Here is a 10,906-nt window from a genome sequence, read left to right on the forward strand (position 1 = left end):
TGCTGGATTTTTGTATGCTGGTTATTTGGTGATTGTTTAACGGAGTTCAGGTTTTCAGGTGTTTTAGCTGTAATCTTAAAATCTGATGTTGAATTCAAGGTAATCATTATAAGACCCCCTTCCCGATTAAATCAGCATAATAACAATCAATTTTGATTATCTTAATGAATAATATGATTTGGCCTTTACAGGCATTTTATCTGGCAGGTCAGATCAACTGGAAATCTATTTACAGATGTATCGGCATTGCAGCAAAAACCTTTAAAAAAATGAAATGTTCATTTCAAAGCAATGCAACACAAAAAGCAAGCAGCAAAGGTGTTACACCTGAACGAGCGCTGCCGGTTTTACCCTCTGACAGAGGAATAAAATCCGGTTCTTTCTTGTTGGACGGACAAAGACGAAATGCAGTTTTCCATATTTTGCCCTTTAATACCAGCATGAACACAGAAAAAAGGGGGGTGACCCTTCCCGATCATGCGATGCTGGCTGGGCTGAATGCTTTTGTATCAACAATGGCATAGATCACATAAAGGTCTGTCCAGGTGTCATTATTATCCCTACGGTTTTATTCACAGACCGTAAAAAATGGCGCAAGAAAGCATGCTGTTTGCTCACTCATCCAGCGTACACACAAGGGCTTTCCAGTCATAGGAAAAGGCTTTAACACTGCCTGCGGGTTTTCCAGCGGCTTCTGCAATGCGGCCCAGCATCCCTTTAAAAATCAGATGATGAAAAGGAAGCAGGGCATACCAGTAGACAATACCCAGCAGCCCTTTGGGAAGAAAGCGGGACATCTGCTGCAGTTCACAATGTCCATCCCCCAGATCCTTCATGCGGAATTCCAGAAGGGCTTCACCGGGAACACGCATCTCCGCCAGAAGCAAGAGGCGCTCCCGGGTTTTCACATCCAGCACCCGCCAGAAATCTAAGGCATCCCCCACCAGAAGCTCCTCGGGGTGTCTGCGTCCCCGGCGAAGGCCCACGCCCCCTGTGATCTGATCCCAGCGTCCCCGGATACGCCAGAGCAGATCCCCGTAATACCAGCCATTTTTACCACCGATGGATGTCACCTTCTGCCAGATGTTTTCTGGATTTCCCCGGATTTTCACCTTGTAGCAGCAATCCAGAATGGTGCCGCCGCTGTAGGAGGGGTCCGTACACTGCACCCATTCCGGCGGAAGGAGCTTTCCCGCATCGGACCAGCGGGTTTCCACCTCTTCCTGGGCCACCTTGCGGATGGCCTCGCGGATGGCTTCCCTGCAGGAGAGAAGTTTCTGGGGAATCAGCCCGGCAATGCGCATATCCCCACAGACCACCGGATTTCGGAGGCCTTCTGCAAGGGGCTTGGCAATGCCTGCGGGAAGGGGGCAGACCAGATGCACCCAGAAGGCTGAAAGCCCCGGAGTCTGAAAAGGAACCGGTATAATCATCCGCTTTTTCAACCCGGCCTCTTCCGCATAGAGCTGCATCAGATCCTGATAACTTAAGATGTCCGGGCCGCCGATGTCAAAGGTTTCTCCGCCCATGTCCGGATGCACCATGGCTCCCACCAGATACTCCAGAGTATTGCGTATGCCGATGGGCTGGCAGGAGGTCCGTATCCACTTTGGAGTCAGCATAAAGGGCAGGCGATCCACCAGATAGCGAAGAATTTCAAAGGATGCGCTGCCCGAACCCAGCACCATGGCGGCCCGGAGAACCGTCACCGGCGTTTTGCCGGAAGAAAGTATCCTTGCAACGGCATGCCTGCTTTTCAAATGGGAACTGAGATGGGGATCCTTTTCATCCCCAAGGCCGCTCAAATAGACGATCCGTTCCAAACCGGCCTTTTCCGCAGCCTGCACCATGTTCTTTGCGGTTTTTTCTTCCCTTGCGGCAAAACCGGCCGAATCTCCCTCCATGGAATGCACCAGATACCAGGCTCCGGCACAGCCTTGGGCAGCTTTTTCCAAAGCCTTGCCATCCATGAGATCGCAGGCCAAAAGCTCCACATTGGGGTGCCTGCTCCAGGGCCGGGCATGCATTTTTCTCAAGGATCTGGAAAGGGCCCTGACTTTAAATCCTCTGGACAGCAAAAGGGGCACCAGCCGCCCCCCGATGTAACCCGTTGCCCCCGTAACCAGCAGGGGCTTTTCCGGAATATCAACATCCATGGATGCTCCTTTCATGGAAAACCAGCAAGGTGCAGCATCAAAAAGGGCGGGAGGTCCAAGCACCTTCCCGCCCGTATCTTTTATCAAAACACAAACAAAAAATTATCCTGCAATGGAAACAGGGGCGTAGCGGCCGATTTCTTCCATGGTCTTTTCATAGCGGCCACGCATATCCACATGGGCTTCTTCAATACGATCCTTCACCGGCGCCCACTCCGCAGGGCACTCAAAACGCAGCTGATTGATGCGGTCATCCAGCTCCGCCACAATCATATGCAAATCTTCCACATTGGCCGTTACCTTCTGCTTATCGGCTGCGGAAAGGGCATCCAGCTTGCGCATCATGTCATAGAGTCTGGCTTTCCATACGGTGAGTTCCATTTCCGTGCCTTTGCAATAGTCTTTTACATCCATGGCAGGCTCCTTTAAGGGTAAGGATTGAAAAAAGATCATCTGGGGAGAGAACGGTGGTTGCTCAATAGAACGGAACAACCTGAAGATGAACATACTCTAAGGCATAAAATCCATCAGGTAAAGGTCGGATATCAAAAAAAACAGGGAATTATTTGCGCCACTGTCTATATTTGAAAGAGTCGCAGAAATAGCTGATTCTGTGGATTTTATCAGCCAAAAAGACCATGAGCGGCAAGTGATTCAGGCTGCCGGTAAAATGGCGGAAGACACATTTAAAAAGATTTGGGACAATGCCGAGGACGATGTTTATGACCGATTTTAAGAAAACTGGGTAGCATCACAGATAATGACCGGGCTGCTCTGAACGAAGGTCTGCAAAGCATTCTCGGTGAATGATCCATGAGAACTTTCAAATCATCGGGCATGAACTTTCTCTGCAGAGAGATCCAGCCCCGCCTTTTCAAGCTTTCTCTCCACAAAGGGAAGAAGCTGATCCGTGATCCTTTCATAACCCTTTGCATTGGGATGAATCCCGTCGGACTGATTCATGGCAGGTTCACCAGCCACCCCTTCCAGAAAAAACGGAATCAGCTCCACATCCCATTTTTTAGCAAGCCTCGGGTACACCGCTTCAAACTCCTTTATATAATCCGGCCCCAGATTGAAAAACATCCGCATCCCCCCCATAATAACGGGAATACCCGCCGCATCCAGACGTTGAAGCACTTCACCCAGATTCTGTTCCATGGCATCCACGGGAAGACGACGCAGCCCGTCATTGGCACCGCTGACAAGGATCAGCAGATCCGGCTTCAGGCGGCTAATGATCCAGTCCACCCGTGAAAGGGTCCCCGCCGAAGTTTCTCCACTGACACCCGCATTAATGACGGAAACGGGCCATCCCCTCTCCTGCAAAGCCTGCTCCAGACGGGCCGGATAAGCCTCGTCCGGCAGCACACCAAGGCCTTCCGTCAGGCTGTCTCCCATGGCAACGATGGTATAGGCCATTTTCATGGGCTCCTTTTTGGCAACTTCAGGCTCCGGTGTGCGGTCACATCCTGCAATGAGCAGCACGCCGCAGACCAGACTACAGAGTACTTTTTTCATCAATCCTCCCCACCTTTCATCCCATTCTATTTTCTGAATACCACTCTCTTTCAGCCACAGGAATTTTAAGCCATTGAAATTACATGACCAGATTTTACGATTGTTGGCTTAGCACCCGTAAAGGGTGCCCCTACAAAACAGGGGCTGTAAAAACCATTCGTAGGGGCAGGCCCCTGTGCCTGCCCGTATTAAAGCCCGCACCATGGACCTGACAACAATCTGACCAGCAGACTATGGCTGAGTCAGGGTAGTAATCAGATTCTATTTTACCTGCTCCGACCCCGTACGGCATCCGCAGGCCGCGTTCCCATGGAGGGCCATGCAGCCCCCGTACCCAGAAGAACAATCACAAACAGGGCCAGAACGGAACAGCCGGAAAGAAGAAGGAGTTCCGGATTAAAATCCAGCCCAAAGCCCTTGACCACCACAAAACCCGCAAGGCCTTCTGCAATGAAAAAACCCAGACCAACAGCAAGCAAGCCCTGAATACCCGTTTCCAGCACCCCGGTCTCCAGAAGAAAGCGATGGTCCGCTCCCACCACCCGAAACAAAACAGCATCCCTTGCCCGATCCGCAGCCGTTGCCGCAAGGCCACCCAGCCAGACAAGAATTCCCGCACCAAAGGCGAGCATGGAAAAGGCCCGCAGAAGCCCTGCCATCTGCCTTGCAAGGTCCGCATGGCGCTCAATCATCTCCCGAACGTCAATAATGCGGATATTGCTGAACTGCTCCGCAAGGTTTCGCTCCAGAATTTCCTGCTGTTTCCCGTCTGCGGACAGGGCCGCAAACAGGGTGTGGGGCACATCCACAAGGTCCTTTTCCCGGAGATTGAAAACAAAAAAGGGCCGCAGACTGCCATCCTGGCGTTTGCGTACACTGGTAATCACCGCGGTCATGGAAACCCCCTGTATGCGGAAGGTAATGCGGTCTCCCACACGTAAGGGGTAGGTCTCCCGGATATAATCCAGAATGGAGACCTGGGCTTCTTCCAGATCATCCCGGAACAGGCTCTCCCCCTCCACAAGGGCCTCGTCCTCCATGACCCCGTGCCATGTGAGGCTGAATTCCCGGCCAAGGTTATCCCCCCGCTTCTTTCTTTCCGCAGCCGCATCAATGGGCCTCTCATTCACCGCCAGTACCCGTGCCCGCACCATGGGGAAAAACAGGGCTTCCGGTCCCAGAAGATCCGCCACGGCCTCCCTCTGGGAGGGCTGAATATCAATCACATAAAGATTGGGAGTATTTTCAGGAAAGGCATCCAGAAAAAGACGGGACAGGTTGCGCTCCATCAGCACAAGGGCCAGCACAAGGCCCGTGGCAATGGCCATGGAAACAACGGTGGCAACTGGCGTGGCCCCCGGCCTTTTCAAGGCCTGCATAACCACCCTGTGCCTTGCACCCCTTGCCGGGAAACGGATGGCCAATTGCACCAGCAGCCAGGCAGCAGCAGCGGTGGCTGCCATGGAAGCCATAAAAATCAGTACGGGCACACGGCTTCCCCCCGCCTCCTGCAACATGCGGGCTGCCAGAACGAGAAGCCCTGCCACCCCTGCCCAGAAAAGAATACGGGCGGTCCTTCCTGCCCTGCCGCTGTTTTCTCCCCGGTGCAGAATTCTCACAGGCGGAGTTGCCACCATACGGCTGAAGGGAAGGATGGAAAACAAAAGGGTGAAGCCACCGCCCACAAGGAGGGTCAGCAGCAGGGTTTCCATGGAAAACCCGAAAACAAGCCCCCGGGGCAGCATTTCCGCCATAAAAGAACCCATGGCAAGGGCCAGAAACCAACCCGCAAGCCAGCCCGCAAGAAGGGCCGGAATCACGATGGAAGCAAGGAAAAGGGCCATGTGCCAGCCCACCTGCAAGGGCGTTGCCCCTAAGGTTTTCATCAGGGCCACAGCCTTTTCCCTCTGCATCCACAGGGCCACAAGGCTGCCCCGTATGCCAAAACCGGCCAAAACAAGAATACCGATACCACAGAAACGCAGATAATAAAAAAGGGAGTCCATCCAGCGCAAAGCCCGGTTTCCCGTGTCCTCATAGGTCCGCAGTTCCTCGGTGCCGTCCATCAAAGCGGCGGAGAGTCGGGCTTTCACCGCGGCCCTGTGCCCTTCTTCGCTCAGTGCCACCAGAAGTCGGTGGCGGACACGGCTTCCTGTGACGGCAAGGCCCGTTGCATCAAGGTCTTTGTGATGGATGAAAACCCTCGGTGCCAGCCCTGCCGCATCAATGGGACGGTCCGGCTCCGAGAGTACGGCATCCTTAACGGTGAAAAAGGCATCTCCCAGTTGCAGCCGCTCCCCTTCCCCCACACCGAGGCGGCGAAGGGCCATGGGCTCGGCAATGAGAATACCGGGTTGCAGAATCTCTCCCAAAACGCCATCCGAGGCAAGTGTCACCTGACCGTAAAAGGGATACCCTTCGGAAACGGCCTTAACGGAAACAAGACCGGTACGCCCCTCTTCGGGCAGGGCCATGGCGAGAAATTCCGTCACAAAGGCCGTGCGTATCCGCCCGCTTTCCTCCAGCGCCTTCACCTCGGCCATGGCCCCATGGGAAAAGACAAAGGCAGACCGGATCTCCATGTCCGATGCGATAAAACTTCTGGCCTCCTGTTTCAGCATGCGGTCGGCGGCCATGCGCAGGTTCTCCACACCGGAAAAGGCGGCAACGGAAAGAAAGACACAGGCAAAAAACAAAAGGGCTGTCCCCGGAGCATGACGCCACTCGGAACGGATGCGGGCCAGCATCCTAAGCACCGCTGTCATGGGCCACCTCCCCGTCGGACAGGGTGATCACACGATCGGCCTGTTCCGCCACCTCGGCGCTGTGGGTCACCACCACAAGGGTGGCCCCCTCCTCTTCCTTCAGATCCACCAAAAGCTGCATAACCCCATCCGCCGCCGCCGAATCCAGATTTCCTGTGGGCTCATCGGCAAAGATGATTTTTGGCCGGTTCACCACGGCACGGCAGATGGCAACCCGCTGCTGCTCGCCACCGGAAAGCTGGCGGGGCAGATGCTTTCGCCTTTCCCAGAGTCCAACCTGACGCAGAAGACTTTCCGCCCGTTCACGGGCATGGGCGTTTCCGGACAGCTCTGCTGGAAAAAGAACATTTTCCAGAGCCGTCATGCCGGGAATCAGGTGGAAATCCTGAAACACAAAACCGATTTTTTTGTTTCTGAAGGCAGCCATGCGGGATTCCGGCCAGTCCGTAATATCGTCTTCATCCAGAACAAGACGCCCCCCCGTTGGCCTGTCCAGACCGGAAAGCAGGGTCAGGAGGGTGGTTTTACCGGAACCGCTGCGGCCCTGAATGGCTGCAAAGGAAGCTGCTTTAATATAAAGATCCATGGGATGGATCACAGCAAGGGTACGTCCGTTCACCTGATAGGATTTTTCAAGGGCTTGGGCCCGGATCATACGGCCTCCATGGTGTTTTAAAAAAAGGTAATCCTTGCAGGGCAAGGGCAGTTCATGGAAAAGTATGCACATTTTTAAGGGGAAACAACAGCAATTCAGCAAAAAGGTGTCCGATGACAGAAAAAAACGCTTACCCGGTCCCTGCGGTGGGGGCTGTGGTCTTCCATGAAAATAAAGTGCTTCTGGTCAGACGGGGCAAGGCTCCGGCTGCGGGATACTGGGCCATCCCCGGCGGAAAAATGAACCTTGGGGAAGGCTATGGCCTGACTGCGGAAAGGGAAATTTTTGAGGAAACGGGTATCCGCATCCGTGCAGGAAAGGTGGTCTGGGTGATGGATCTTGTGGAAAAGGATGATCAGGGCCGGGTTCTCTGGCACTATCTCATTGTGGATGTGCTGGGCCACTACCTTGAAGGCCAGCCCAAAGCGGGTGACGACGCAAAGGAAGCCGCATGGGTTTCCGAAGAAGAGCTTGAAAACCTGCAGGTATCACCGGATACCTTAAAAATGCTGGCAGAGGTTTTCGGGTTCGGAAACCATGACCGGGGTACCTGCAAAAGGTAGAAAAACGTAAGTGTACAACTTGCCAGATACCCTGCCTGCCTGACAGATGCACAGGTCATCAGCCCCATTTCACTCAGATCAGACGGCCGAGGCTGCCCCTGTAAACCAGTGCCGTAAAGGCCACCCATGCCAGCAGAGCCAGCACGACCATGGCAATGCCAAAGACTGCCATGCGAAGATTGGGGGTTTCAGGCCTGTTTTCAGAATAGCCCAGAGCAAAAGCCGCAAGGATTCCCGCCAAAAGTCCGCCTCCATGGCCCCAGTTGTTAATACCGGGCATCAGGAAACCGATGATCACAAGACCGATAATCCAGCCTTGGGTATGCTGATACACCGCCTTTCCATGGAAGCCTCCCCTGCGTTTTCCATAGTAGAGAAGGGCTCCGATAAGACCGCATACCGCAGCCGATGCCCCGATGGTCAGACGCACGCCTCCCACAAGGGAAAGGGCAAAGCCTGCCGCACTGGTGAGAAGATAAATGAGAAGCATCCGGAAAGGACCAAAGGCCCTTTCCGCCAGCTGCCCCACATGGTAAAGGGCCGCCATGTAAAAAAGAATGGGGAGCAGGCTGCCAGGAAAAAAACCCGCCGTAATCAGGGTCCACCAGTTCCCCATCTGATAAACGGGAAAGGTTCCCGTCGCTCCCAGCATGAGAAGGCTGCGGGTATCCGGCGCAAGAGCGGCAAAGGGATTCATGGTCCACTTGGTTTCCGCAGGGTTGAGGAGCAGGGAAAAAAGAAAAAATATGGCATTCACCCAGATCAGTACGCGGATGATCTCCCCCGGTCTTCCCATGCGTGCAACAAGATTGGCAGGAAGCAGGGGATTACCGGGATGCTTCTGGCCGCACCATGGACACTGGTCCTGATCATGGCTCACCATTTTACCGCACTTCGGACACATCCGGGCCTTTGTATTTTTCATGGAGCCTCCTGAATATCATATTCCGGACTTTAATCTGAATTTATATGGCGCAGCTTCTGCAGATCAGCCAGAAGAACCGGGACATCATCACGGATCACACTCCACAGGGTATCATTATCTATGCCAAGATAGGCATGAATCAGCCTGTTACGCAGGGCAATGACAAGACGCCATGGAATCTGCGGGTTTGCTTCTCTGACTTCCGCAGGAATATGTTTGGCCGCTTCACCTATCAACTCAAGGTTTCGTACTGTGGCATCATAATTCAAGCCGCTCGCCATAAAATCGGACGGCCCCATATTTTCAGTATAAAGCAGCACTTTTTCTGCAAACTCTATCATATCATCAATGTAAAATTTCCATTCCCTACGGACAGAATCAGACATTAACACGCTCCCGTTCTATGAATGGACGAAGTTCAGGACGCAGGGCTTTTTCCGTGACAAGATCAACGGAGACCCCCAGCAAATCCTCAAGAAAAAACTGAACCCCGAAATAACGCTCCGACGTTGCAGGGCCGTCAAAGGACACCATCACATCCACATCGCTTGTTGCGGATGATTCGTTCCTTGCCACAGAACCGAACAATGCCAGCCGGGTCACCCCGAAACGCTTTTCAAGGACAGGTTTACTGCGGATAAGAAGTGCAAGAATATGATCCTTTTCCATTCTTTTCATAGGGCCTCCTGTTTTTCTTTGCTACTTCTTTTCCGGCCTGCCCCCCAGCTGCCCGCAACCGGCCATCACTTCCCTGCCCCGGCTCCAGCGCTTTCGCACAAAAAGCCCCTTGTCATACAACAGGGCGCCAAAGCGGTGAATGTCTTGATCCTCTGTGGCGGGCCACCTGCCGCAGGTTCCGGGATTATAGGGAATAAGATTGATGCGCACCGGCAGGCCCGCTGCAAAATCCGCCAGCGCCATGGCATCTTCTCTGCTGTCATTCACACCCGGAATCAGCACATAGGCAAGGAGAATGGCCCCACCCGATGGCAGGGGATATTCCGCCAGCGTTTTTTTAAGCAAAGCCAGAGGAAAGGCCCGGTTTACGGGCATCAGCTCACTGCGCAGCTCATCGGTAGCGGCATTGAGGCTTAAGGAAAGATGCAAAGGCCCCATGGATTTCATGGAAGCCAGTTTTTGGAGGCCCGGCACAAGGCCTACGGTGGAAAGGGTCTGCCGCCGTAAAGGAATGTTAAGCCCCCGCTGATCCGCAAGAATCTCCACGGCTTTCAGCACCGCATCCAGATTGTCCATGGGCTCTCCCATTCCCATATACACCACATTACGGACGGGCCGCTGCAGCTGATACCGGGCAGCCATCACCTGCAAAACAATCTCTTCGGGCTGTAAGTTGCGGATCAGCCCCATGGTGCCCGTTTCGCAGAAAGCACAGCCCATTCGGCAGCCCACCTGGGTGGAAAGGCAGAGGGTTTCATGGCTTTCCATGGTGAGAATCACGGATTCAATGCGTAACCCGTCATGCAGGGCAATGACAAACTTGAAGGAATCCCCAGTGCCTGCCGTTTCCACAATCCGGGCCTCGGGAATACCAAGGGTTTCCTGCACCACCAGTGCCAGTTTTTGAGATTTTTCAAAGGCCGGATGCAAGGCGAAGTCGGGGTTTCCCCGCCCCATGACCTCACGGTAAAGGGCCCTTGCATGGAAGGCACCCTTACCATGGCTGAGGCGCAGCCAGTTTTCCAGATCGGCGCAGGTCATGGAAAAAAGAGTATGCATGGGCTCTCAGGCCTTTTGCTCTTCCAGAAAATCCACGATCACACGGGTCAGAAACTCGGTGGCATCCATTTCCGTTCTTTCCGCAAGCTCCCTTGCCCCGTGCCAGAGACGCTTTTCAAGGGGAAAATGCACATAACGGAGTGCTTCTTCCTCGCTCATGCCCGCGGCTGCCCTTGCCCGACAGGGAATGGCTGCGGTTTTTTTGGGATCGGTTTTCTTGGCATAGGCATTGAGCACAAAATCCACCATATCATCAAGGTCCAGCCCGAAATTGGCCGAACGCTTCTGATACCACTTCACAAGATCTTCATTCAGATTCAGGGTTACTTCCATATGCGCTAACTCTCCATGGTTTTTCAAAGGTAATAACTCAGCAAATCACTGCCAGTTTTGCACTGTTTAAAAAATCGTAAGTATTCAGCACAGTTTATTCCGAACTGCCAATGCTGTAGTTGCAGCAGCGTCTTACTGCTGCAAGGCTCCGTGGCTATTTGCAAGTGACATTGCAATCGTTTCGGATCAGAGCTTTGCAGGCCTGTGCGAAAGAAGCGGCAAACTGTCTGAGCCGCCACAAAGGCAGCGTA

At 53.6% G+C, this 10,906-nt stretch carries 12 protein-coding genes; 2 read left to right on the forward strand and 10 right to left on the reverse strand.

Annotation, left to right across the window (positions count from 1 at the left end):
• Nucleotides 1-173 precede the first annotated feature (173 nt).
• Nucleotides 174-524, forward strand: a complete 351-nt coding sequence (locus LZ24_RS11240; protein ID WP_222427617.1) for a hypothetical protein — start codon at nt 174-176, stop codon at nt 522-524.
• Nucleotides 525-614: 90 nt separating this feature from the next.
• On the opposite strand, the gene LZ24_RS11245 is transcribed toward LZ24_RS11240, so the two are convergent.
• The 5 genes from LZ24_RS11245 to LZ24_RS11265 all read right to left on the reverse strand — a co-directional run bounded on the left by LZ24_RS11245 (nt 615) and on the right by LZ24_RS11265 (nt 7,097).
• Entirely contained in the window at nt 615-2,156 is a 1,542-nt protein-coding gene (locus tag LZ24_RS11245) for an SDR family oxidoreductase (protein WP_144685403.1), read from the reverse strand.
• A gap of 102 nt (nt 2,157-2,258) precedes the next feature.
• Nucleotides 2,259-2,570, reverse strand: coding sequence for a hypothetical protein (locus LZ24_RS11250; protein ID WP_144685404.1), 312 nt, complete (start codon nt 2,568-2,570; stop codon nt 2,259-2,261).
• 414 nt (nt 2,571-2,984) lie between these two features.
• Nucleotides 2,985-3,677: an arylesterase gene (locus LZ24_RS11255; protein WP_144685405.1), complete on the reverse strand. Its 693-nt coding sequence runs from the start codon at nt 3,675-3,677 to the stop codon at nt 2,985-2,987.
• 266 nt (nt 3,678-3,943) lie between these two features.
• Nucleotides 3,944-6,442, reverse strand: a complete 2,499-nt coding sequence (locus LZ24_RS11260) for an ABC transporter permease (RefSeq protein WP_144685406.1) — start codon at nt 6,440-6,442, stop codon at nt 3,944-3,946.
• Nucleotides 6,426-7,097: an ABC transporter ATP-binding protein gene (locus tag LZ24_RS11265; RefSeq protein WP_144685407.1), complete on the reverse strand. Its 672-nt coding sequence runs from the start codon at nt 7,095-7,097 to the stop codon at nt 6,426-6,428. Before LZ24_RS11265 ends, LZ24_RS11260 begins: the two co-directional genes overlap by 17 nt.
• Before the next feature lie 113 nt (nt 7,098-7,210).
• Between LZ24_RS11265 and LZ24_RS11270 the strand changes: the two genes are divergently transcribed.
• Nucleotides 7,211-7,660 carry an NUDIX hydrolase gene (locus LZ24_RS11270; RefSeq protein WP_144685408.1) on the forward strand — a complete coding sequence of 150 codons (450 nt, stop codon included), beginning with the start codon at nt 7,211-7,213 and terminating at the stop codon, nt 7,658-7,660.
• Nucleotides 7,661-7,733: 73 nt separating this feature from the next.
• Here LZ24_RS11270 and LZ24_RS11275 read toward each other — a convergent pair whose 3' ends face one another.
• The 5 genes from LZ24_RS11275 to LZ24_RS11295 are packed head-to-tail and all read right to left on the reverse strand — an operon-like array spanning nt 7,734 to nt 10,655.
• The gene (locus LZ24_RS11275) at nt 7,734-8,585 is read right to left on the reverse strand and encodes a rhomboid family intramembrane serine protease (protein WP_144685409.1); all 852 of its coding nucleotides are present in this window, start codon (nt 8,583-8,585) and stop codon (nt 7,734-7,736) included.
• A 29-nt stretch (nt 8,586-8,614) separates the two neighbouring features.
• Entirely contained in the window at nt 8,615-8,971 is a 357-nt protein-coding gene (locus LZ24_RS11280; protein WP_144685410.1) for a HepT-like ribonuclease domain-containing protein, read from the reverse strand.
• Nucleotides 8,964-9,263 (reverse strand): nucleotidyltransferase family protein, encoded by a 300-nt coding sequence (locus tag LZ24_RS11285; protein ID WP_246118585.1) that lies wholly within the window; start codon nt 9,261-9,263, stop codon nt 8,964-8,966. The genes LZ24_RS11280 and LZ24_RS11285 overlap by 8 nt, the downstream gene beginning before the upstream one ends.
• Nucleotides 9,264-9,284: 21 nt before the next feature.
• Complete coding sequence (rlmN, locus tag LZ24_RS11290; RefSeq protein WP_246118586.1) at nt 9,285-10,322, reverse strand: 23S rRNA (adenine(2503)-C(2))-methyltransferase RlmN; 1,038 nt, start codon at nt 10,320-10,322, stop codon at nt 9,285-9,287.
• 6 nt (nt 10,323-10,328) lie between these two features.
• Nucleotides 10,329-10,655 (reverse strand): hypothetical protein, encoded by a 327-nt coding sequence (locus LZ24_RS11295; protein ID WP_144685411.1) that lies wholly within the window; start codon nt 10,653-10,655, stop codon nt 10,329-10,331.
• Nucleotides 10,656-10,906 lie beyond the last annotated feature (251 nt).

The sequence above is a fragment of the Desulfobotulus alkaliphilus genome (assembly GCF_007830435.1).
Taxonomy (GTDB): Bacteria; Desulfobacterota; Desulfobacteria; order Desulfobacterales; family ASO4-4; genus Desulfobotulus; species Desulfobotulus alkaliphilus.